Annotated in this window: 19 protein-coding genes; 5 read left to right on the top strand and 14 right to left on the bottom strand. The window is 64.4% G+C overall.

Annotated elements, in window-relative coordinates:
• Position 1: 1 nt before the first annotated feature.
• Entirely contained in the window at positions 2-619 is a 618-nt protein-coding gene (locus U1E20_RS13590) for a GNAT family N-acetyltransferase (protein WP_409981161.1), read from the bottom strand.
• Positions 620-887: 268 nt separating this feature from the next.
• Positions 888-2,033, bottom strand: a complete 1,146-nt coding sequence (locus tag U1E20_RS13585; RefSeq protein ID WP_409981160.1) for a type III PLP-dependent enzyme — start codon at positions 2,031-2,033, stop codon at positions 888-890.
• 660 nt (positions 2,034-2,693) lie between these two features.
• Here U1E20_RS13585 and U1E20_RS13580 point away from each other — a divergent pair.
• Positions 2,694-4,262, top strand: a complete 1,569-nt coding sequence (locus tag U1E20_RS13580) for a glucan biosynthesis protein (RefSeq protein WP_409981159.1) — start codon at positions 2,694-2,696, stop codon at positions 4,260-4,262.
• 136 nt (positions 4,263-4,398) lie between these two features.
• Here U1E20_RS13580 and U1E20_RS13575 read toward each other — a convergent pair whose 3' ends face one another.
• A complete protein-coding gene (locus U1E20_RS13575; RefSeq protein WP_409981158.1) occupies positions 4,399-5,214 on the bottom strand; it encodes a creatininase family protein in 816 nt (271 codons plus the stop codon).
• 73 nt (positions 5,215-5,287) lie between these two features.
• On the opposite strand from U1E20_RS13575, the gene U1E20_RS13570 reads away from it, so the two are divergent.
• Positions 5,288-5,767, top strand: coding sequence for a DUF411 domain-containing protein (locus U1E20_RS13570; protein WP_409981157.1), 480 nt, complete (start codon positions 5,288-5,290; stop codon positions 5,765-5,767).
• On the opposite strand, the gene U1E20_RS13565 is transcribed toward U1E20_RS13570, so the two are convergent.
• The gene (locus U1E20_RS13565) at positions 5,695-6,984 is read right to left on the bottom strand and encodes a TIGR03862 family flavoprotein (RefSeq protein WP_409981294.1); all 1,290 of its coding nucleotides are present in this window, start codon (positions 6,982-6,984) and stop codon (positions 5,695-5,697) included. The genes U1E20_RS13570 and U1E20_RS13565 overlap by 73 nt on opposite strands.
• Before the next feature lie 161 nt (positions 6,985-7,145).
• Between U1E20_RS13565 and U1E20_RS13560 the strand changes: the two genes are divergently transcribed.
• Positions 7,146-8,201 (top strand): RluA family pseudouridine synthase, encoded by a 1,056-nt coding sequence (locus U1E20_RS13560; protein WP_409981156.1) that lies wholly within the window; start codon positions 7,146-7,148, stop codon positions 8,199-8,201.
• On the opposite strand, the gene U1E20_RS13555 is transcribed toward U1E20_RS13560, so the two are convergent.
• On the bottom strand, positions 8,192-8,482 hold the full coding sequence (locus U1E20_RS13555; RefSeq protein ID WP_409981155.1) for a type II toxin-antitoxin system RelE/ParE family toxin: 291 nt from the start codon (positions 8,480-8,482) through the stop codon (positions 8,192-8,194). The genes U1E20_RS13560 and U1E20_RS13555 overlap by 10 nt on opposite strands.
• Positions 8,479-8,727 carry a type II toxin-antitoxin system ParD family antitoxin gene (locus U1E20_RS13550; RefSeq protein WP_409981154.1) on the bottom strand — a complete coding sequence of 83 codons (249 nt, stop codon included), beginning with the start codon at positions 8,725-8,727 and terminating at the stop codon, positions 8,479-8,481. The genes U1E20_RS13555 and U1E20_RS13550 overlap by 4 nt, the downstream gene beginning before the upstream one ends.
• Before the next feature lie 280 nt (positions 8,728-9,007).
• Here U1E20_RS13550 and U1E20_RS13545 point away from each other — a divergent pair, with 280 nt between their 5' ends.
• A complete protein-coding gene (locus U1E20_RS13545; protein WP_409981153.1) occupies positions 9,008-10,003 on the top strand; it encodes a ribonuclease T2 family protein in 996 nt (331 codons plus the stop codon).
• A 183-nt stretch (positions 10,004-10,186) separates the two neighbouring features.
• On the opposite strand, the gene typA is transcribed toward U1E20_RS13545, so the two are convergent.
• From typA to epmA, 3 genes are all read right to left on the bottom strand, one after another.
• Entirely contained in the window at positions 10,187-12,007 is a 1,821-nt protein-coding gene (typA, locus tag U1E20_RS13540) for a translational GTPase TypA (RefSeq protein WP_409981152.1), read from the bottom strand.
• 172 nt (positions 12,008-12,179) lie between these two features.
• Positions 12,180-13,667, bottom strand: a complete 1,488-nt coding sequence (locus tag U1E20_RS13535) for a hypothetical protein (protein WP_409981151.1) — start codon at positions 13,665-13,667, stop codon at positions 12,180-12,182.
• A gap of 129 nt (positions 13,668-13,796) precedes the next feature.
• Entirely contained in the window at positions 13,797-14,840 is a 1,044-nt protein-coding gene (epmA, locus tag U1E20_RS13530) for an EF-P lysine aminoacylase EpmA (RefSeq protein WP_409981150.1), read from the bottom strand.
• A 96-nt stretch (positions 14,841-14,936) separates the two neighbouring features.
• Between epmA and efp the strand changes: the two genes are divergently transcribed.
• Positions 14,937-15,506 (top strand): elongation factor P, encoded by a 570-nt coding sequence (efp, locus tag U1E20_RS13525; protein WP_409981149.1) that lies wholly within the window; start codon positions 14,937-14,939, stop codon positions 15,504-15,506.
• A gap of 178 nt (positions 15,507-15,684) precedes the next feature.
• Here the strand turns inward: efp and U1E20_RS13520 are convergent, their stop codons facing one another.
• The 5 genes from U1E20_RS13520 to nuoN all read right to left on the bottom strand — a co-directional run bounded on the left by U1E20_RS13520 (position 15,685) and on the right by nuoN (position 21,661).
• Positions 15,685-16,122, bottom strand: a complete 438-nt coding sequence (locus U1E20_RS13520) for a very short patch repair endonuclease (protein WP_409981148.1) — start codon at positions 16,120-16,122, stop codon at positions 15,685-15,687.
• 101 nt (positions 16,123-16,223) lie between these two features.
• Complete coding sequence (locus U1E20_RS13515; RefSeq protein ID WP_409981147.1) at positions 16,224-17,435, bottom strand: DNA cytosine methyltransferase; 1,212 nt, start codon at positions 17,433-17,435, stop codon at positions 16,224-16,226.
• A gap of 193 nt (positions 17,436-17,628) precedes the next feature.
• Positions 17,629-19,299 (bottom strand): ribonuclease J, encoded by a 1,671-nt coding sequence (locus tag U1E20_RS13510; RefSeq protein ID WP_409981146.1) that lies wholly within the window; start codon positions 19,297-19,299, stop codon positions 17,629-17,631.
• Positions 19,296-20,084 (bottom strand): biotin--[acetyl-CoA-carboxylase] ligase, encoded by a 789-nt coding sequence (locus tag U1E20_RS13505; RefSeq protein WP_409981145.1) that lies wholly within the window; start codon positions 20,082-20,084, stop codon positions 19,296-19,298. The genes U1E20_RS13510 and U1E20_RS13505 overlap by 4 nt, the downstream gene beginning before the upstream one ends.
• 143 nt (positions 20,085-20,227) lie before the next feature.
• Positions 20,228-21,661 carry an NADH-quinone oxidoreductase subunit NuoN gene (gene nuoN, locus U1E20_RS13500; RefSeq protein ID WP_409981144.1) on the bottom strand — a complete coding sequence of 478 codons (1,434 nt, stop codon included), beginning with the start codon at positions 21,659-21,661 and terminating at the stop codon, positions 20,228-20,230.
• Between the last annotated feature and the right edge of the window lie 10 nt (positions 21,662-21,671).

Here is a 21,671-nt window from a genome sequence, read left to right as displayed (position 1 = left end):
CTTATGCCGCCTGCGGCAGGTCGAATGCAGGCGCGGCGGCGGGGATGATCCGCCCGCGCGCGCCTTCGAGCCCCCCCGCGACCAGCTCCAGTCCCAGAAAGCGCGCGCGCTCGACCGGGCCCGGCATCGTCAGCCGCTCGGTAAAGCGCCGCTCGAATCCAAAGCGCGCATAGTAAGAAGCATCTCCGACCAGCAGGACAGCGCGATGGCCGAATTCGGCGGCGCGAACAAGCGATTCGTCGATCAGCGCCCGGCCGATCCCCAGCGAGCGATAATCCGCCGCGACGGCGAGCGGACCAAGCAGCAGCGCGTCGCGTCCGCCGGCGAGTATCGGCCACAGCCGAAGCGTGCCGATCAGCGCGCCATCTTCGTCAATCGCGACAAGCGCGAGCCCCGGCGCCGGCGCCGATCCGTCGCGCAGCCGCTGACAGGTTTTGAGAAACCGCGCCGGACCGAAGGCCGAATCGAGCAGCGCTTCGCGCGCCGCGACATCGGCGGGCGTTTCTTCGGCGAGCGCAAATGGACCGCGCGCCTCCAGGCGCGCATGGGACATGGCCGAAGAAGCGCGCCTCGCGGCGCGCGGTCCAGCGTCAAAGTCGTGGTGAGCAAGAAAGGCCATCTTTTCCTCCCTTAAAGAAGGACAAGCGACCCTCGCGCGTGGCGCATCACGCGCCCGCCGAACGGGACTGGATAGATTGGGAAAACAAATTCCCGTTGTTTGCCGTCATGCCCGCGCTTGTCGCGGGCATCCACGCGACGACGATGCGGCGTGCTCGAAGGAAAGCGGAGACTTCCCTCTTCCCGAGCTGAATTCCGCAATCTCTCGGCGTGGATGGCCGGGACAAGCCCGGCCATGACGCAAGTGCTGCGCGACGCGCAGAGCCGACTCAGATCACATGAGTCTCGAGCGGCGGGAAACCATTAAAGCCCACCGCCGAATAGGTGGTCGTATAGGCTCCGGTTCCCTCGATCAGCACCTTGGCGCCGATTTCGAGCGAGATCGGCAGCTGATAGGGCTGCTTCTCGTAAAGCACGTCGACGCTGTCGCAGCTCGGGCCGGCGATCACGCAAGGTGTCGTCGGCGCGCCATCCGCTGGCGTGCGAATCGGATAGCGGATCATCTCGTCGGTGGTCTCGGCGAGTCCGTTGAACTTGCCGATGTCGAGATAGACCCAGCGGATTTCGCTGTCCTGCGCCGACTTCTTCGAGATCAGCACGACTTCGGCTTCGATCAGCCCGGCGTTGCCAACCATGCCGCGGCCCGGCTCGATGATCGTTTCGGGAATGCGGTTGCCGAAATGCTTCGACAGCGCGCGGAAGATCGCATGGCCATATTGCTTCACCGCCGGCACGTTCTTTAAGTATTTCGTTGGGAAACCGCCGCCGAGATTGACCATCTGCAGATTGATTCCGCACTCCGCGAGGTCGCGGAAAATTTCGGCCGCCGACGCCAGCGCGCCGTCCCACATGCGCGGATTGGTCTGCTGCGAGCCGACATGGAACGACACGCCATAGGCGTTGAGCCCGAGACGATGCGCATGTTCCAGCACGCCCGTCGCCATTTCGGGGACGCAGCCGAATTTGCGCGACAGCGGCCATTCGGCGCCGGAGCCGTCGCAGAGAATGCGGCAGAACACCTTTGAGCCCGGCGCGGCGCGGGCGATCTTCTCGACTTCCGCCTCGCAGTCGACGGCGAACAGCCGAACGCCCAGCGCATAGGCGCGCGCGACATCGCGCTCCTTCTTGATCGTGTTGCCGAAGCTGATTCGATCCGGCGTCGCGCCGGCGGCGAGCGTCTGCTCGATCTCGACCACCGAAGCCGTGTCGAAGCACGAGCCGAGCGAGGCCAGCAGCGAGAGCACTTCCGGCGCCGGATTGGCCTTCACCGCATAGAAGACGCGCGTATCCGGCAGCGCCTTGGCGAATCCAAGATAGTTGTCGCGAACCACGTCGAGGTCGACGACGAGGCACGGCCCATTGTCGCGGCCGTTGCGTCGGCGGTCGGCGAGGAATTCGAGAATGCGGTCGGTCATCTGTGGCCCCCTTGCGCGGCGCGCCGCGCGCGATCGTTTGAGCGTCAACGGACGCGCCGCTCCGTTCGCCCGCGCGCGATGGAAACGCGACGAACGTTGGTTTCGGCGGTCCAAGGCCGTGCGAGCGCGAACGCTCAAACGGCCGGTTGATGCGCCGTTGACTGACCGATGCGTATTAATGCGCGCATGAGCGCGCACGCTTCCGCTAGGACAGCCATCGATTGGAAGGGGAGAATCCCCATCCGCACGCCCGGCAAGAAAGACAAGCCTCTTCGGTAAGCCGACCTTTGGAGAGTCGACAGAGACGAAAAAGCCCGGTCCGTCGTTGCTTTAAGTCGCGATCCTCCGCAGAGACGGAGTTCGCCGGTTCGCCTCCGGCTGCCGGTTCTATGCTGGCGGTTGACCGGCCTCTTGTCCGGATCCCCGCCCACCGACACACGACCACAGGCACGTGCGATTTGGGCAAGGACTTAAATACGCGCTTTTGCTGCGGTTACAAGCGGTTTTTGCGACGCGCGATTATTTTTTCAGCCCGTCGTGCAAAGCGGCCATATCGCCACGCCCCAAGGCGCCCGCTTCTTGCGCTTCCGAATCGATAGAGCTAGAGCAGCAGGCGGATAGTCACCAAAGGGATCGGAAAACCCTGGCTCGGATGCGGGAATGAGGCGATTAACGCGGCGCCAATTTGGCGGGGCGCTCTCTGCAATCGGCGCGCATTATGCGCTCACAGGTTCGGCGCAGGCCGCCAATGTCGCGCCCTCGCCGCGATTCGGCTTCGAGAACGTGGTGCAGCGCGCGCGCGATCTTGCGCTTGCGCCCTTTGACAACGCCATACCAGCGCGCCTGCCCGACCCGTTCGACGCGCTGGATTTCGACGCCTGGCGGGAGATTCGCTTCCGGCGCGACCATGATGTCTTCGCCGGCGCCGACGGCGGCTACCGTCTGGAAACCTTCCATCTTGGGTTTCTCTATCGTCGCCCGGTGACGGTGAACACGATTCGCGACGGCATCGCGACGCCCATTCCCTATTCGCCGGCGCTGTTCGACTACGGCCGTTTGAAGATCGAAAAGCCGCCGCCGGTGAACACCGGCTTCGCCGGCTTCCGCCTGCATTTTCCGGTCAACGACCCACATGTCCACGATGAGGTGATCTCTTTCCTCGGCGCGAGCTATTTTCGCTTTCTCGGCCGCGACCAGAATTATGGATTGTCCGCCCGGGCGCTTTGCGTCGACGCCGGCGCCGATCGCGAGAGCTTTCCGTTCTTTAGGGAGTTTTGGATCGAAACGCCGGAGAAAGGCAGTAATCACGCGACGCTTTACGCCTTGCTCGACGGCGACGCCGCCACGGGCGCCTTCAAATTCGATCTTTTCGCCGGACAGGAAACCACGCTGGAAATCCAGTCGACGCTGTTTACGCGCCGGTCGGGCGCCAAGCTCGGACTCGCGCCGCTTACGTCGATGTATCTGACTGGCGAAAACGACCGGCGCATGCGCGACGGCTTTCGAACCGAATTGCACGACTCCGACGGGCTTCTCATTCACACTGGCGCGGACGAATGGATTTGGCGTCCTCTCGGCAATCCGCCCCGCGAACGGATTTCGACATTTCTCGACGCCAACAACCGCGGCTTCGGCCTGCTGCAGCGCGACCGCACCTTCGAATCCTATCAGGACCTCGACCTCGCCTATGAAAACCGCCCCAGCTATTTCGTCGAGCCGATCGGCGACTGGGGCGATGGCCGCGTCGAGCTGATCGAATTGCCGACGCGCGACGAAACCAACGACAATATCGTCGCGAGCTGGATTCCGGCAAAACCGCCAGAGCCCGGCGCGCCCTTCGTCTATGCCTATCGAGTCACGGCGGGACTGGATATGCCGCGGCTCGCGCCCAATGGCGTCGTCGTCAATACGTTCGAAGCGCCGGCGCGGGCGCTCGGCTCGACTGAACCCTTCGACCCCGAGTCGCGTCGGTTCCTGGTCGATTTCGCCGGCGGCGATCTCGGCTATTATGTCGCCGATCCCAGTCAGGTCGAAGCGGTGGCGACGACCAATACCGGTCGCCTGCTGCGCGCAAGCGTCACCGCGAACCCGCATATCGGCGGGCTGCGCGCTTTGTTCGACGTGTCCGTGAAGCCCGGCCAGACCGCCGATCTTCGCCTGTTTCTGCGCGCGAACGGCCGCACGCTCACCGAGACCTGGACCTATCCCTGGACGGCGCCGGCGGCTTAGTCGGCGCGGCGAATTAAGCGCGCCAACTCCGACTTGTTCGCAACCATGCAAGCCTGGAGGCTCGCGGTCCAGGACACGCCGCTTGGACCGCGAGCCTCCTGGCTCGCCGATTCAGTTATCTCATGGCGTGGCCTTATCAATCATCGAGGCTCTTGAGCCGCGTAAGATCGAAGGCCTCGACGTCGCGCAGCAATTCGATGAAGGCCGTCGCCCAGTAATCCGCCACCGCTTCGCCCTTCTCGGCGCTGGCTTTCGAGGCGTCGCCCATCGCGCCGGCTGGCGAAAGGTCTTGCGCCATCCAGCCAAAGCCGGCGGGACGATCGGCGCGCAGCCAGGCGAAGTCGCGCTCGAAATCGAGCGTCGCCGGCGGAAAGTTTTTTGCCCGCGCCATGTCGACGAGCTCCGGCCGGAAAGCGAGCATGAGCGAGGTTTCGATCTCGCCGCCATGAATGCCGTGACGCAGTTCGGTCTCCGAGAACAGCCCATCGGGATAGCCAAAGCGCGCCCAGGAGGCGACGACCGCCAAGACGCCGAAACGGGCGCGCAATTCTAGCGCCGTCTGCGAAACAAGCGCCGAATTGCCGCCATGCGAATTGAGCAGCGCGAGCTTCGTCACGCCCGCGCGCAGCACGCCTTCCGCGGTCTCGACGAGCAGACGCGACGCCGTCTCATTGGTCAGGCTCAGCGTGCCGGGAAAGTCGCGATGCTCGGTTGAGACGCCGACGCTCTGGATCGGCAGGAAGACGGCTTCGAGGTCCGCAGGCAGCCGGACGGCGACGCGCTCGATGCAGCCTTCCATGATCATCGCGTCGACGCCGAGCGGTAGATGCGGCCCATGCTGTTCCACCGCCGCGACCGGCAGAACGGCGATGACGCGCGACATGTCATGCGCGCGCATGTCCCGCAGCGAGAGTTCAGTCCAGAAGCGCGAAGGCAGCATGGCGGCGAGCATATGCGCCTTGGCGTGAAAGGGGAATGCGCAAGGCCCGGCGCGGGACTATATGATGAATGACGCAAAGGAGCAGATGCCGATGGAACAAAACACCCGCCGTCAGGCGCTCATATTCGCCGTCGCGACAGGGACGATCGCGCTTTTGTCGGGGTGGCTGCGCGCGGAAGCTGCGACGAAGGCCGTCGTGCATAAGAGCCCGACCTGCGGCTGCTGCGGCGCGTGGACGGCGCGCCTGCGCGATGCCGGCTATGTCGTCGAGGAGATCGTCGAAGCCGATATGCAGGCGGTGAAAAAACGCCTCGGCGTGCCTGAGCGGCTCGCCTCCTGTCATACCGCGGAGATCGACGGCTATGTCGTCGAAGGCCATGTCCCTCCGCAGGCCGTCGCGCGGCTTTTACAGGAGCGGCCGAAGGCGATTGGCCTCGCCGCGCCCGGCATGCCGGCCGGGTCGCCGGGGATGGAGGGCGGCGAGCCGGAAGTCTACAGGATATATTTGTTCGATGACTCCGGCGCGCGTCCGTTTGGCGACTGGCGCGGCGACAAGCCCGCCTGATCCTGCTCTAGCGGCGCGCCGAGTTGATCCGGCGTCAGCCCAAGATAGCGGGCGGCGCCGCGTCCGGCGGCGAGCCCGGTGGCGAAGGCCGCCTGCAACAAATAGCCGCCCGTCGGCGCGTCATAGTCGAGCATCTCGCCGGCGACGAAGACGCCCGGCAGTTTCTTGAGCATCAACGCGTCGTCGAGTTCGTCGAAGGAGACGCCGCCGGCGGTCGAGATGGCGCGCTCGAGACCGGCTACCCCCGTCACGGTCAGCGGAACGTTCTTGATCAGCGCGGCGAGCGTTTCGGCGTCGCGCGGCAAGCCGCTCCGGCGCGATTCGCGCATCAGGCCGATCTCGACCTTCGAGAATCCCGCCTTGCGCAAAAAATTCGCGTGCGACTGTTTCTGCGGACGGCGCGAGAGCTTACGCGTGAGACACTCCAGCGTCGTGTCGGGACGCAGATCGATCGTCAGCGTCGTCTCACCGTATTTTTGCGTCGCCGCGCGCAATTGCGAGGAGAGCGCGTAAACCGGACCGCCCTCCAGTCCGCCGCGGGTGACGACGATGTCGCCGCGCGCCGACGACGCGCCATGGCGCAGCAGCGTCGTCTTGATCGGCGCGCCTTCGAAATCGCTGCGAAAGATCGCGCTCCAGTCGATCAACGCGCCGCAATTGGCGGCGGCGAGCGGCGTGACCCGCACGCCTTGCGCGCCGAGCCGAGCCGCCCAGGCGCCGTCGGAGCCGAGACGCGGCCAGGAGGCGCCGCCGAGCGCCAGCACCAGCGCGTCGAATGTGCGGAGGAATTCGCCTTCCGGCCCCAACATGCGCAAAGCGCCGGATTCGGCGAAGCCCATGAAGGCGTGCCTTGTGGCGATCGCGACTCCGAACCGCGACAGCCGGGCGAGCCAGGCGCGCAAAAGCGGCGAGGCCTTGAAGCTTGCGGGAAAAACCCGTCCGCTGGAGCCAACAAAGGTGGTTTCGCCAAGCTCGGCGCAAAAGTCGCGCAGCGCCTGCGGCGGCCAAGCGCGCACGAGCGGCGCGAGGCGCGTGGCGGCCGCGCCATAGCGCGAGATGAAGCGTTCCAGGCTTTCGCTGTGGGTAATGTTGAGGCCGCCCCGCCCCGCCATCAGAAATTTGCGCGCCGGGCTCGCTTTGTGCTCATAGATGACGACGCGCGCCCCGGCGCGCGCGAGCGCGTCGGCGGCGAAAAGTCCGGCGGGGCCCGCGCCAATCACGGCGCAGAACGGAGCCTCGGCGTCGCTAATGGAAGGGCCTCCCCTCGGCGCGTCATTCAATGCGCAGATTGGCGAAGGTTCGCGCCTTCGCTCGCGCCACGCCTGCGTTTCCGCAGCCCTCTTATCATGCGCGCGCCAGCGCGCGGAAAAAAAGCTCAATGACGGTCAAGGCTCTGCCTCATATTGACGCATCCGCCGAGCGCTTCGAATTCCTCGCGGCGCCGCAGCACGGCGGCGTCCGGCTCGATCGCTTTCTCGCCGAACAACCGGAAATTGTCGCGGCGCATCTCTCGCGCAGCCGCATCAAGACGCTGATCGAGGAAGGGCGCGCGACGATCTCCGATGTTGTGGCGCCCGATCCGGCGAAGAAGCTCGCGCCGGGCGACAAGGTCGCGCTTCTTGTGCCGCCGCCGGCGCCGGCCGAGCCGAAGGGCGAGGATATCGCGCTCGACGTAGTCTTCGAGGACGCCCATCTTCTCGTCATCGACAAGCCCGCAGGGCTCGTCGTGCATCCGGCGAGCGCGCATGAGAGCGGCACGCTGGTCAATGCGCTGATCGCCCATTGCGGCGACAGTCTTTCCGGCGTCGGCGGGGTGAAGAAGCCCGGCATCGTGCATCGCATCGACAAGGATACGAGCGGGCTGCTCGTCGTCGCCAAGACCGACGCGGCGCATCATGGATTGTCGCGCCTCTTCGCCGACCATGGCCGCACGCTGTCCCTGACGCGCGAATATCTCGCCTTCGTCTGGGGCGTTCCCGAACGCGCGCATGGAGTGGTTGATGCGCCGCTCGGACGCCATGCGACCCAGCGCGAGAAGATGGCGGTCGTGCCGCCAGCGCGCGGCCGTGAGGCGATCACCCATTGGGAGAAGGTCGAAGACTATGGCGTCGCCTCGCTCTTGCGCTGTCAACTCGAGACCGGCCGCACCCATCAGATCCGCGTGCATATGGCCCATATCGGCCACCCGCTGATCGGCGACAAAACCTATGGCGCGGGATTCAAGACGAAGGTCGCGAAGGTTTCGGAGAATGCGCGCGAAGTGGTCGAGAGCTTGCCTCGACAGGCGCTGCACGCCGCGACGCTCGGCTTTAGACATCCCGCCACCGGCGAAGAACTGCAGTTCGAAAGCGAACTGCCAGAGGATTTAAAGGCGTTGCGGGAGGCGCTGGCGAACGCCACGAAAAACGAGACCGTCGTCAACTCTCAAAGATGACGTTGAAAATCCATGCGTTGATGCAGAATGCGGATAATTTCGACGCCTTTTTGCGCATTCCGATAAAACACCACGTGAACGCCGACTGCGCATTTCCGGTAGCCGGCGCGAATCTCATCGCACGCGCGACCGCGTTCCGGATCGGCGGCGACATAAGCCATCGCCGCCACGATCTGGCGAAGGTATTTTTCCGCCTGATCGTCGCCCCAATGCGCGACTGTGTAATTCCAGATGTCTTCGAGGTCCGTTTGTGCACGCGGCGTAAGCGCGTAGAGGCTCATCCTCTAACGGCTTCGGCTCGCTTACGCGCGATGAAAGCCTCCACGTCGAACGGCGTCGCGGCGCCGCTTTCCTCGCCTTCGATCAGCGCAGCGCGCAGCGCGGCCAATCGAGTCTCCTGCGCTTCGAGCAACCGCAAGCCGGCGCGAACGACGTCGCTTGCCGATCCGTAACGCCCTTCGGCGACCTGGCTTTCAACAAAAGCGGTGAGATGATCGCCGATAACAATGGACGTGTTCTTGGCCACGGCCGACTCCACCCGTTGCACTACCTAAGTATGGCGCCAAATCGACTGATGCAACGCCTTCCTTGTTACGGCGCTCGGCTTTGAGCATCCGATCCCCGCGAAGACACTTTTCGAGAGCGAACCGCCGGAGGACTTCGCGAAATGAAAATGGGCGTTGGGTAACGCTTCCGCCCTGAGACCCGATTTGAGCAAACCCAACCAATCGCGCAATCAGCCGACGCTTGCTCGCGGGCGCCGCCGCCATTACCATCCGTCGCGCCTATATTTGGGAGTTATCCCCTTGCGCACGATTGGTCTTCTCTTCCTGCTATGTTCAGCCCTGCTGCTTACCGCCCATGGCGCGATCGCCGAGACGCCGGCGTCCGGCAGCTTTATCGTCCGAAAATCCTGTCCGGCGCTTCAATCGATCAGAGGCGGCGCCAATCCTGGCAATATCATCGTCGAGCCCGACCAGCGTTACAGCATTTTCGCCAAGAACAAGCCGAATGCGACGCATTATCTGATCGACGTGCCGGACGCCAATCCAGGACGCCGATGGGTCGCGGTCGGCTGCGGCGACGCGACGCTCGATGAAGGCGGCCAGGATCCGACTGATCCTGGCGGACAGCAGGGCGGCGGGCAAGCGCAAAAGCCGGATTACATCCTCGCCGTCAGCTGGCAGCCCGCCTTCTGCGAAGGCAAGCCCGACAAGACGGAATGCGAGACGCAGCGCCCCGACCGTTTCGACGCGACCCATTTCACGCTGCATGGGCTCTGGCCGAAAAAGCAATATTGCAAGGTCGATCGCCACATTATCGCAGCCGATAAGGACGACCGATGGACCGCTTTGCCCGAGCCTGAACTCTCCGACGCGACGAGGAGCGCCCTGTCGGAAGTGATGCCGGGAACCATGTCGCTCCTCGAACGGCACGAATGGATCAAGCACGGCACATGCTTTCCGGGCGGCGAGGCGGACGCCTATTTCTCCCGCACGCTGGCGCTGATGTCGCAGCTGAACCGCTCCAAAGTTCAGGAGCTTTTTTCGGCGCATGTCGGCGAGGAAATCACGCGAGACCAGCTCAAGGCCGCCTTCAACGAGACATTCGGCGACGGCGCCGCCGACCGGGTGCGCGTCGCCTGCAAGAAAGACGGCGAGCGAAATCTGATCGTCGAGATAACCATCGGTCTGAACGGCGAGATCAAAGCCGACAGCAAGCTCGCCGACCTCATCGCCGCCGCGCCGACGACAGACCCCGGCTGCCCGGTGGGAATCGTCGATCGCGTGGGGCTGCAGTAGGCGGAGCGCCAAACCCCTCGCCCCTCATCGCACTTCTCCCCGCAAGCGGGGAGAAGAGGCGTCAGGCGCATCGCGAAAAATCATGCGCGCGCAATTTGCGAAAGGCGCTGCGCCGCTATCCCCTCTCCCCGCTTGCGGGGAGAGGTAAGGCGAGGGGCCTGGGCGATTGGCGCGACGCCGCCCTCACTCGACCAGCGCGGCCTTGCCCTTCGCCTTCTTGCGGTCGTTGGGGTCGAGATAGACCTTGCGCAGGCGGATCGACTTTGGCGTCACTTCCACCCTCTCGTCGTCCTCGATATAGGCGAGCGCCTTTTCCAGCGTCATCTGGATCGGCGGGGTGAGGCGCACCGCTTCGTCCTTCGACTGGGTGCGGATATTGGTGAGCTGCTTGCCTTTCAGCACATTGATCTCGAGATCATTGTCGCGCGTGTGCTCGCCGACGATCATGCCCTTGTAGACCTTCCAGCCGGGCTCGATCATCATCGGCCCGCGATCCTCGAGCTTCCACATGGCGTAGGCGACGGCCTCGCCGGAATCATTACTGATCAGCACGCCGTTGCGACGGCCCTGAATCTCGCCCCGGAAGGGCGCATATTCATGGAACAGGCGGTTCATGATCGCCGTGCCGCGCGTGTCGGTGAGGAGTTCGCCCTGATAGCCGATGAGCCCGCGCGTCGGCGCATGGAAGACCAGCCGCAGGCGATTGCCGCCCGACGGCTTCATCTCGATCATCTCGGCCTTGCGCTCCGCCATTTTCTGCACGACGACGCCGCTATGCTCCTCGTCGACGTCGATGACGACTTCCTCGATCGGCTCGAGAATCTCGCCGTTCTCATCCTTCTTGTAGACGACCTTGGGGCGCGACACGCCGAGTTCGAAGCCTTCGCGGCGCATGGTCTCGATCAGAATGCCGAGCTGCAACTCGCCGCGGCCCGAAACGATATAGGCGTCGCCCATCGGCGCATCCTCGACGCGCAGCGCGACATTGCCTTCGGCCTCCTTATAAAGCCGGGCGCGGATCATGCGGCTCGTGACCTTGTCGCCTTCGGTGCCGGCGAGCGGGCTGTCATTGACGAGGAAGGTCATCGACAGCGTCGGCGGGTCGATCGGCTGCGCCTGCAAGGGCTCGTTCACGTCGAGCGCGCAGAGCGTATCGGCGACGTTGAATTTCTCGAGGCCGGCGATGGCGACGATGTCGCCGGCTTCCGCCTCTTCGATCGGCTGGCGCTCGATGCCGCGGAAGGCGAGAATTTTCGACACGCGGCCCTGTTCGACGATCTTGCCGGCGCGGTCGAGCACCTTCACCGCCTGATTGGGCTTCACGCTGCCGGCGAAGACGCGGCCGGTGATGATGCGGCCGAGATAGGGGTTCGCCTCCAGCAGCGTGCCGAGCATGCGAAAGCCGCCTTCTTCGACCGTGGGCTCGGGAACGTGCTTGAGCACGAGATCGAACAGCGGCGCCATGCCGTCCTGCGGGCCGGTCGGCTCCTCGGCCATCCAGCCCTGTTTGGCCGAGCCATAGATGATCGGGAAGTCGAGCTGCTCGTCGCTGGCGTCGAGCGCGGCGAAGAGGTCGAAAACCTCGTTGACGACTTCGGAGACGCGTGCGTCGGGCTTATCGACCTTATTGACGCAGACGATCGGCTTCAGCCCGATCTTCAAGGCCTTGCCGACGACGAATTTGGTCTGCGGCATCGGGCCTTCGGCGGCGTCGACGAGCACGATCGCGCCGTCGACCATGGAGAGAATGCGCTCGACCTCGCCGCCGAAATCGGCGTGGCCGGGCGTGTCGACAATGTTGATGCGCACATCCTTCCAGGCGATCGAGGTAGCCTTGGCCATGATGGTGATGCCGCGCTCCTTCTCGAGATCATTCGAATCCATTACGCGCTCGGCGACGCGCTGATTCTCTCGAAAAGCGCCCGACTGCTGAAGCAGACGATCGACGAGCGTGGTCTTGCCATGGTCGACATGGGCGATGATGGCGATATTGCGCAGCTGCATGGTGAACGGGCCGGCCGGGTAAAACAGCCGCCCCTGCGGCCGCCCGAGAGGGGCCGGGACAGAGGCGCTGGCTGTTGTTGCGATGCAGCGTCTCATACCCCAAGGCGGGGGATTTTGGAAGCGAAACCGCCCTACGGAAGCGGCGGACGATCAGCCCGCCGCTCGGGTCGCCTCACCGCGCCGGGCACCGCTCGCGACAGCGGCGAAAGGCTGGTATGCATTGCGACGCCAGACCGCCCTCGGCGAGACAGGAGTCGCGATCCGCGGCGCATTCCCGCAGGCATTCCTCGCGCGGCGTCAGCGGCGGGGGCGGGGGCGGCGGCGGCTGCGGCGGCTGCTGCGCCGTGAAGGTGGTGAGCGGTCCAAGCTCCTGCTCGATCAGGCTCAGCGGGCTGAAGACGAAAGAACTGCCGTCGTCGGGTCCGCCCCAGAGAATGCCGTGCAGGCTCGCCTGGCTGGCGGTCGGCAGAATCGAGAAGACCGGCGAGCCGCTGTCGCCATTGTCGGTCAGCTTATTGGTTCCGCTCACCCGGGCGACGCGGCTCTGGCACAGCAGCCGAACGTCGGTGTCGGCGACATTGACGTCGATGCAGGTCGCGCGCACGTCGCCAAACGCCCAGCCCGTGGTTCGCCCGACCTTGTTGAGCCTCATGCCGACCATCGAATCCGGCGTCTCGCTGACGATCCGGAAAGAGTTCGGAAAGCCGTTGATCGTCAGCGAGCCGACATTATTGGTCGTTCGCGCGATTTCGAATGGCCCGCGCGCGATGCGGTAATCGGCGTAGGCGCTGTCGCTGAACCGGCATCTCCTGCCCGACGGACACTGGCCGCCGGTGAAATATCGCGGGTCGGCGTCCTCGTCGCCGATCTTATTGCCCGACAGCAGCGGATCATTCGGCTGATGGAAATCATCGTCATTGCTGACGCCGCGATTTCTGGTGCAATGGGAGTTGGTGACGAAGCCGTCGCGGCCATTGCGCACGACATTGAAACCGAGCGTGCAGATTTTATAGGCGAAGATTCCCGTGTCGATTTCGATCTGCACGCCGGCCGGAACCGGCCGCCTCTTATCGCGCAACGACGCGTGAAATCGGATCGGCTGCGTTTCCTCGATGATCAGCGCTTCGAAGGGAACGCCAAGCGATTTCGCTAGGGCTTCGAATCTCTGGCGCGAGGGATCGCCGACGACGCCGACGGTCACGCGATTGCGGCGCTCGTCGAGATCGACAAAGACGATTTCCTGGCCGTCGAGCGCAGGCGCGACGCTCTTCTTCCATTTGGCGAGTTCGATCGCGTCATAATCGCCCTTGATGATATTGGGCTCCGACGCTCGGCCTTTACGGGTGCCGTTTTGCGTCAGGAAATCCGCGCCGAGCACGCTGGAGATCGCCGTCATTACTTGAGACCGCGCGGCTTTCATCGAATCGGCGTTGCGCAGCTCGCCGGCGTTCTTCATATAGATCTGCAGCGTTCCCTTCTCGTCGACATACATGCCGCCAAAGCCTGGCGCCTGCTCGGCGATTTTGACGAGCTTGTCGTCGAAGGTGGTCACTGGCGCGGCCGGCGGCGCGGCCGGGGCTTCGCCTTTCTGCGCGATCGCGGTTGTGTTCATCGAGATGGCGATCGCCACGAATGATGTCAGCAATATTCTCAATCTCATTGCGCCCTCCATGAAATCATGCTCGGCGGCGGACGCATCTCGCCCGCCCCCGCTCAAACGGCGCCACTATTAAAGGTCTCCTTGGCGCGCGATGTGCGCGCCAGCATTGCGTCGCAGTTTTTAGGGGAATTAGAGCGCCGAACCGCGCTCGGCCACTGGCGTCCACAGCACCTGTTCGATGCGCTCGGCGCCGGTCGCGAGCATGACCAGCCGGTCGAAGCCGAGGGCGACGCCGCAGGCTTCCGGCATTTCAGCAAGCGCCGCCAGAAAATCCTCGTCGATCGGATAGGCCTCGCCATAGATGCGGCGTTTCTCGGCCATCTGCGCCTCGAAACGGCGGCGCTGCTCGGCGGGGTCGGTCAGTTCGGCGAAGCCATTGGCGAGTTCGACGCCGCAGACATAGAGTTCGAAACGGTCGGCGAAGCGCGGATCGTCCGGGTTGACGCGGGCGAGCGCCGCTTCGCTTGCCGGATAGTCAGTCAGGATCGTCGGCCGCTCGCCGCCGAGCATAGGTTCGATCTTTTCGCTCATGATCTTGCTGAAGAGATCGGACCAGCCATCGTCGTCGGCGACCCTTATGCCGTCGCGCGCGGCGGCGCGGGCGAGCCCGTCGCGGTCGCCGAGCAGCGCTGCAAGATCAATGCTGGCGTGGGTCGCGAAGGCCTCGCAGACGCTAACGAGCTCCGGCTCCTCGAAAGGATCGCAGGTCCGGCCGCGCCAGGAAAAATCGCTCGCGCCCGCCGCCCGAGCGGCGCTCGCCAGCAGTCCGGCGCAATCCTCCATCAGTCGCAAGGTCGGCGCGCCGGCGCGATACCATTCCAGCATGGTGAATTCGGGATGGTGCAGCGCCGAGCGCTCGCGGTTACGAAAGACATGGGCGAGGGTGAAAATCCGCTCCTCGCCCGCCGCCAGCAGCTTCTTGCAGGAGAATTCCGGCGAGGTGTGGAGATAGAGCCGGCTGCGCTCCCCGGAGCCGCCGATCAGCTCGGTCGCGAAGGCCGACAGATGCGTTTCATTGCCGCCCGAGAGCTGAAGCGCCGCCGTCTCAACCTCGGCGAACCCTTCCGCGGCGAGGAAGCGCCGGACCGCCGCGGCGATCGCCGTGCGCGCCTTGAGAAAGGGCTTGCGGTCGGCGTAGACATCCCGAGCCCACCAGGGCGACGCGCCCGTCATAAGGCCTCCCGCGTGGCGGGGCCCCGGATTGCCGGCGCGCCCGAAATATGGTCTTACCGCCGTTCATACCCCAGGCCGGCCATAAGGGATACCGACGTGAAAGTCATCGCCAGTTCGATTCGCAAAGGCAATATCATTGAGAGGGATGACGGGCAGCTTTACGTCGTCCTGACCGCCGAAAGTTTTTTCCCCGGCAAGGGCACGCCGACGACGCAGATTGACATGCGCCGCCTTTCCGACGGCGTCAAAGTCTCCGACCGTTATAAGACCACCGAACAGGTCGAGCGCGCCTTCGTCGAAGATCAGGATTTCAGCTATCTCTACAATGACGACGACGGCTATCACTTCATGAATCAGGCGAGCTACGAGCAGGTCGCCGTCTCCGCCGACACGATCGGCGATCAGGCGCAATGGCTGCAGGAAGGCATGGTCTGCATCCTGTCGATGTTCAACGGCGCGCCGGTCGGCATTCAGCTGCCGCCGCGGGTGACGCTTGAAGTCGTCGAGACCGAGCCGGCGCTGAAAGGCCAGACGGCGTCTTCCTCCTACAAGCCGGCGAAACTCTCCAATGGCGCGCGCGCCATGGTGCCGCCGCATATCCAGACCGGCACAAGAGTCGTCATCCAGACCGAGGATGGCGCTTATGTGGAGCGCGCGAAGGACTAAGCGCGCCCACCCTCTCCCATGGGGAGAGGGTCGGTCCGAAGGACCGTGGTGAGGGGTTACGCGCCTTCGCCATTGATCCAATCGGAAAAAGGCGGCCACGCGCTACATTCGATTGGCGCATCCCCTCACCCGGCTGCTCCGCAGCCACCCTCTCCCTATGGGAGAGGGTTGCTGGCCCTTACTTTAGAAATTCGCGTAGCTTCTTTTCTGTCGCGGCGGCTTCCTTCAATTCGCATTCCCAGACGGTGAGCGCGCGCCATCCCTGCGCCGCGAGCTTTTCGCGATGCGCGGCGTCGCGCGCGACATTTTTGGCGATTTTCGCGCGCCAATAATCGGCGTTGGCTTTCGGCATGCGCGCGCCGCGCGCGCACTGATGTCCATGCCAAAAGCAGCCATGAACGAAAATCGCGCGCTTGCGGCCGATGTAAGCGATGTCGGGATTGCCGGGAACGTCCTTCCGATGCAGCCGGTAGAACGGCGCGAATGTTCTAAGCATCGCGCGCACCGCGAGTTCTGGCGTAGTGTCCTTCCCCTTCACCGCGCGCATGATGGCGGAGCGGTGGGCAGGATCCTCTCCGATATATCGTATATTTTGCTTTTGTTCGCGTGATGTCATTCCCGACGCCCGCTTGCGGGCGATCGGGAATCCAGGAGCCGCCGCCCAGTTTTTCTGGATTCCCGGTCAGGCCTTCGGCCTGCCGGGAATGACAAACCCCATTACGCCGCGCTGCGAAGCGACGTTGTGTCGATCAACGGCTCCAGCAGATGCGCCGCGACATGCCGCACGACACGAACGACGACGCCATCGCCCGTTAGATGATAGGCCTCGTTGTAGTTTTCCGGCAAAACATAATCATCCGGCAGTCCCATCAGCCGCGCCGTCTCGCGCGCCGACATCAGCCGCGAGCGCACTTTGCCCTTGTCGATGACGAGCACAAATTGCCGGCTTGAGCCCCCGGCCGGCGTGCGCAGACAGCCGGCGACTTCGTCGAAACGCGCTTCCGCGCGCTGGATTCTAACGCCGTTCTGGTAGCGCGTGCGGCGATAGAGCGTGCCCGCCATTTTGCGCCCGGCGCGTTTCGCCTCGGCGATCTTGGCGAGATTGACGTCGCTCATCATCGCGATGAGCGCATTCGTCTCTTTGACGCCATGCCACGCGACATCGATCGGCGCATCTTCGATCACGTCGATCAGCGATCTGTTGCGCAGCGGCGGCGCCGGCAGATTCCACCACAGCCAATTGGCGCGAAGCGGCTTTGGCAATCGCTCATGCGCGGCGACAAGCGCGCGCGTATGGAACAAACCGTCATTGCGAGGAGCGATGCGACGAAGCAATCCAGAGGCCGCCTCACGGCTCTGAAAAGCTTCGCTTCGCTCGCAATGACGCAGGAGAGATGAGGGAACAGCGATGTCCTCCCGCGTGGCGATGATGAACAGTCGCGGGCGCGATTGCGGGACGAACAGCGCCGCGTCGATAACCAGCGCGCCGAATCTGTATTGTTCCTTCGCCAGCGCCTCGCAGATTTTCACAAAATCCTTGCCGCCGTGAGAGGTCAGCGCGCCGCAGACATTTTCGAGAACGATGATCGCCGGCGCGCGTCCCTCCTGGCGCAGCGCCTTCATCAGATCCCAGAAGGGCCAGAAGGTCCCCGATCTTTCGCCCTTCAATCCGGCGCCGGCGCCGGCGAGCGACAAATCCTGACAGGGGAAGGAGGCCCAGACGAGATCGGCGCGGCCCGGCAATTGCGCCGTGGTAATCTCGCGCACGTCGCCGATATGAAGCTCATCGCCGCCCCAATTGTCGCGATAGCTTTCAGCCTTCTTGCGATCGAAATCATTAGCGAAGAGACAGCGCCAGCCTTCTCCAAGCCCGGCGCGGGCCATGCCGCCGCCGGCGAAGAACTCGTAATAGGCAGGCCGATTGTCCATGCGCGATTCGCTCCGGGTGAAGCGTAACCGCTTGGCGCTTTCGCCGCGACTTAAAAGAACGCGCGCAACCCTCTCCCATCGGGAGAGGGTCGGACCGACGGTCCGGGGTGAGGGGCGTCGCGCTAAATGGAGAGGCGGCGACCCCTCTCCCGGCTGCTTCGCAGCCACCCTCTCCCGATGGGAGAGGGTTTCGCTATGTCGCGACGACCATCACATGGACGGTCGGCTTCTTGCCCCAGACCGACGACACTGCGCCCCGCACCGCCTTCTCGATCGCATTCGAGACCGCGTCGGCGTCGCGGCGCCGCGGGCGCGACAGGCCGTCGAAGGCGGCGAACAGCGCCTCGTCGATGACCTCGCCCATCTCCTCGCCGAATTTGCCGCGTTTCGGCACGCCGGCGAAGACCACGTCAGGATCGCCGACGAGTTCGCCCTTGCGATCGACAGCAAGCGCGATGGAAATCACGCCGGCGAAAGACAGTCTCACTCGGTCGCGCACCGCGCCATCATCTTCGGTTAGGACGACATCGCCATCCTTCATGAGACGGCCATGCGGCGCCTCGCCGATCACGCCCGGCGCGCCTGGCGCGAGCCGCACAATGTCGCCATTGCGCGCCGAGACGACCTCCGCGGCGCCATGCGCTCTCGCGAAAGCCGCATGTTCCTTCAGATGATGCGCCTCGCCATGCGCCGGCACGGCGATCCGCGGCCGGATCCATTCATACATTTGCGCGACCTCGCCGCGGCGCGGATGGCCCGAGCAATGCACGAGATGATCGTGGTCAGTGATGACCTCGACTCCGAGATCGCAGAGATTGTTGATGATGCGAAAGACGTCGCGTGCGTTTCCGGGAATAACGCGCGAGGAAAAAATCACCCGGTCGCCGGAGACAAGCTTGATCGTCGGATGATCGTTCGCGGCGGCGCGCGCCATCGCGGCGCGGGTTTCGCCCTGGCTGCCGGTGGCGATGACCACAGTCTTGTCGCGCGGCAGCGTCGGCAGCAATTCGGGCGGGTGAAATCCGGGCACGCCGTCGAGATAGCCGCAGTCGCGCGCCACCTGAATGGCGCGGTCCATCGCCCGCCCCGCGACGACGACGGTGCGTCCGCACGCCTGCGCGGCTTCGGCGATGGCGCGCAGCCGGGCGATATTGGAGGCGAAGGTCGTCACCAGAACCCGGCTTGGCGCTTCCGCGATCAGCGTGCGCAGCGTGCGCGCGACATCGGATTCGGAGAAACTGTCGCCCTCGCGCAGGATGTTGGTCGAGTCGCAAATGAGCGCGGCGACGCCCTCGTCGCCGAGCGCGCGCAGCCGCGCCTCGTCGATCCGCGTTCCAACGCCGGGCTCGGGATCGATCTTCCAATCGCCAGTATGAACCAGCAGGCCGAGCGGCGTGCGGATCGCCAGCGCATTGGCTTCCGGAATCGAATGGGCGACGGCGACATATTCGACCTCGAACGGATCGAGATCGAGCTTCGCGCCAGCGCGAGTGAGAGAAATGTCGATCTTCGGCGCGCCGGGCTCGTTCAGTCGCCGCACTTCGAGAAGGCCCGCCGCGAAGGGCGTCGCGAAGACCTTGCAGTTGAGCCGCGGCCACAAAGTCGCGAGGGCGCCGATATGATCCTCATGGGCGTGGGTGATGCAAATCGCGACAAGATCGCGCGCGATCTTTTCGATGAAGGCGATATCGGGAAAGACAAGATCGACGCCGGGCAGTTCCGGTCCGGGAAAGCCCAAGCCGCAATCGACCATCAGCCATTTGCGCTTGTGCGGCGGCCCATAGCCATAGAGCGCCATGTTCATGCCGACTTCGCCGAGCCCGCCGAGCGGCAGGAAGACGAGGTCGGCGTCTGGCGTCATCATGCGGCGCCTCCTGCCGCGATCCGCCGCGGCCCGAGGGAAACATCGCCGGCTTCCACGACGCGCTCGCCGCTGTGCGTCGCCAGAATGAGCCGGCCGGCCGCGTCGATGGTGGCGAAGCGACCTTCAACCGTTTCGCGCGGCAGTTCGACGCGAATATGAGCGCCAAGATAAGCGGCGTGGTCGAGCCAGGCCTCGCGGATTTGGGCGAACCCTTCGCCGCCGCGCCAGAGATCGAGCGCTTCGACGATCGCGTCGGAAAGATGGGAAAAGACCGTCGCGGCGCCGGGCGCGTTAGGGCCGACTGACGTTAACGCGTTTGCCTCGAACGGCAGATTCTTCGGCGCCTCGGCACAATTGACGCCGATGCCGATGATCGCGACCGATGCGACCGGCGCACGCGCATCGCCGGTCGGCGCGCTGACATTTTCGAGCAAGATTCCGCCGAGCTTGGCGCCCTCAAGCAGCAGATCGTTCGGCCATTTCAGCGCGAAGCGGCCGACCTCGCCCGTGGCTTCGCGCAGCGCGCGCAACGCCGCGACGCCGGCGACGAAGCCGAGCTGCGGCGCGATGTCGCTCGCGCCGAAATCGCCGAGAATGAAGCTCGCATGCAGATTGCCCGGCGGCGAAACCCATTGGCGTCCGAGACGGCCACGGCCGCCGGTCTGCCGCGCCGCGACCACCCAGAGCGGCCCGCGCTCGCCCGTCTCGATCAGGCGGCGCGCTTCGGCATTGGTAGAATCGACGCTCTCCAGCGCGAGGAGGCGCACGCCGCGGGCGCGCGCCAATGATCCCAACTCCACGCGCCAATTACCTCCCTAGATCACGCTGCCTTTGGGCGGAATCGCCCAAAGGCAGAAAACGTGATCGATTTAACAATTTAGAGCGCGCTCTATGCGAAAAACCGGTTCCCACTTTTTCGCCGCGCGCTCTAGAAGAGCGATTTGGCCGCCGCCGCAGCCGCATCCATGACGGGAGAGGGATAGACCCAAAATCCGAGCAGCGCCAGAGTCGAGATGGCGAGCACGGCGCGAACCGCCCGCGGCGCGCGATCGAAGGCGGGCGCCGGCTCGTCGAAATACATGACCTTGACAACCCGCAAATAGTAATAGGCAGCGACGGCGCTCGCCAGAACGCCGATTACCGCAAGGCCGAAGAGGCCGGCGTCGACCGCGGCGAGCAGCACGTAGTATTTGGCGAAAAAGCCGGCGAGCGGGGGCACGCCGGCGAGCGAGAACATCAGCATCGCGAGGAAGAACGCCATCCAGCCATTGGTGCGCGACAGGCCGGCGAGGTCGGAAATATTCTCGACAAATCTGCCTTCGACGCGCATCGCGAGGATGGCCGCGAAAGTCCCGAGCGTCATGATGAGATAGATCGTCAGATAGATCGCGAGGCCGCGCACGCCCGCCTCGTCGGCGGCGGCAAGTCCGATCAGCGCGAAGCCCATGTGGCCGATCGAGGAATAGGCCATCAGCCGCTTGATGTTCTCCTGGCCGATCGCCGCGAAGGAGCCGAGCAGCATCGAGGCGATGGAGACGAACACGACGATCTGGCGCCATTGGTCCTTTACGCCCGGAAAGGCGGTGAAGACGATGCGCGCGGTGATCGCCACCGCCGCCATCTTGGCGGCGGAAGCAAAGAAGGCGGTGACCGGCGTCGGCGCGCCCTGATAGACGTCGGGCGTCCACATGTGGAAAGGCGCCGCCGACATTTTAAAGGCGAGCGCGGCCAGGACGAAGACAAGCCCGAAGATCACGCCGATCGGCGCGGAGGTCGAGACGACAGCGGCGATGCCGGCGAAGGACACCGTTCCGGAGAAGCCGTAGAGCAGCGACGCGCCGTAAAGCATCATGCCGGAAGAAAGCGCGCCGAGAACGAAATATTTCAGCCCCGCCTCCGACGATTTGCCGTCGTCGCGCGCGAAGGCGGCCATGACATAGAGCGCGAGCGACATCAGTTCGAGGCCGAGATAGAGGGCGATGAGATTATCCGCCGAAATCAGCAGCAGCATGCCGAGCGTCGAGAGGATGATCAGCACCGGATATTCGAATTTCTCAAGCCCGTTGCGCTGCAGCCAATCGACCGACATCAGGATCGAGACGATCGCGCCGATCAGCGTCAGCGCCTTCATGAAGCGCGAAAAGCCGTCGTCGATATAGGCCCCGTCGAAGACGCTCGTGTCGGGCGTGCTCGACAGCGCGATCGTCACCAGCGCGAGACCGAGAATGCCGACCGCCATTTCGTCGACGAGGCCGAAGCCGCGCTCGCCGCGCCAGGCGCCGATCAGGATGAGAATCATCACGCCGACCGCGAGGATCGTCTCGGGAAGGAAGTGATGCGCGAGTTGAACGAAGAAGGGCATCGTCAGCGAT

The sequence above is a fragment of the Methylocystis sp. genome (assembly GCF_046349115.1).
Lineage (GTDB): Bacteria > Pseudomonadota > Alphaproteobacteria > Rhizobiales > Beijerinckiaceae > Methylocystis.
The sequence above is the reverse complement of the archived record's forward strand: the minus strand, read 5'-3'. Positions and strand labels throughout refer to the sequence as shown.

What these genes read in the sequence shown, in the direction of transcription:
- U1E20_RS13590 (WP_409981161.1), bottom strand. Translation starts at nt 619, where the DNA reads ATGGCCTTTCTTGCTCACCACGACTTTGACGCTGGACCGCGCGCCGCG.
- U1E20_RS13585 (WP_409981160.1), bottom strand. Translation starts at nt 2,033, where the DNA reads ATGACCGACCGCATTCTCGAATTCCTCGCCGACCGCCGACGCAACGGC.
- U1E20_RS13580 (WP_409981159.1), top strand. Translation starts at nt 2,694, where the DNA reads ATGAGGCGATTAACGCGGCGCCAATTTGGCGGGGCGCTCTCTGCAATC.
- U1E20_RS13575 (WP_409981158.1), bottom strand. Translation starts at nt 5,214, where the DNA reads ATGCTCGCCGCCATGCTGCCTTCGCGCTTCTGGACTGAACTCTCGCTG.
- U1E20_RS13570 (WP_409981157.1), top strand. Translation starts at nt 5,288, where the DNA reads ATGCCGATGGAACAAAACACCCGCCGTCAGGCGCTCATATTCGCCGTC.
- U1E20_RS13560 (WP_409981156.1), top strand. Translation starts at nt 7,146, where the DNA reads ATGACGGTCAAGGCTCTGCCTCATATTGACGCATCCGCCGAGCGCTTC.
- U1E20_RS13555 (WP_409981155.1), bottom strand. Translation starts at nt 8,482, where the DNA reads ATGAGCCTCTACGCGCTTACGCCGCGTGCACAAACGGACCTCGAAGAC.
- typA (WP_409981152.1), bottom strand. Translation starts at nt 12,007, where the DNA reads ATGCAGCTGCGCAATATCGCCATCATCGCCCATGTCGACCATGGCAAG.
- U1E20_RS13535 (WP_409981151.1), bottom strand. Translation starts at nt 13,667, where the DNA reads ATGAGATTGAGAATATTGCTGACATCATTCGTGGCGATCGCCATCTCG.
- epmA (WP_409981150.1), bottom strand. Translation starts at nt 14,840, where the DNA reads ATGACGGGCGCGTCGCCCTGGTGGGCTCGGGATGTCTACGCCGACCGC.
- U1E20_RS13520 (WP_409981148.1), bottom strand. Translation starts at nt 16,122, where the DNA reads ATGACATCACGCGAACAAAAGCAAAATATACGATATATCGGAGAGGAT.
- U1E20_RS13515 (WP_409981147.1), bottom strand. Translation starts at nt 17,435, where the DNA reads ATGGACAATCGGCCTGCCTATTACGAGTTCTTCGCCGGCGGCGGCATG.
- U1E20_RS13510 (WP_409981146.1), bottom strand. Translation starts at nt 19,299, where the DNA reads ATGATGACGCCAGACGCCGACCTCGTCTTCCTGCCGCTCGGCGGGCTC.
- nuoN (WP_409981144.1), bottom strand. Translation starts at nt 21,661, where the DNA reads ATGCCCTTCTTCGTTCAACTCGCGCATCACTTCCTTCCCGAGACGATC.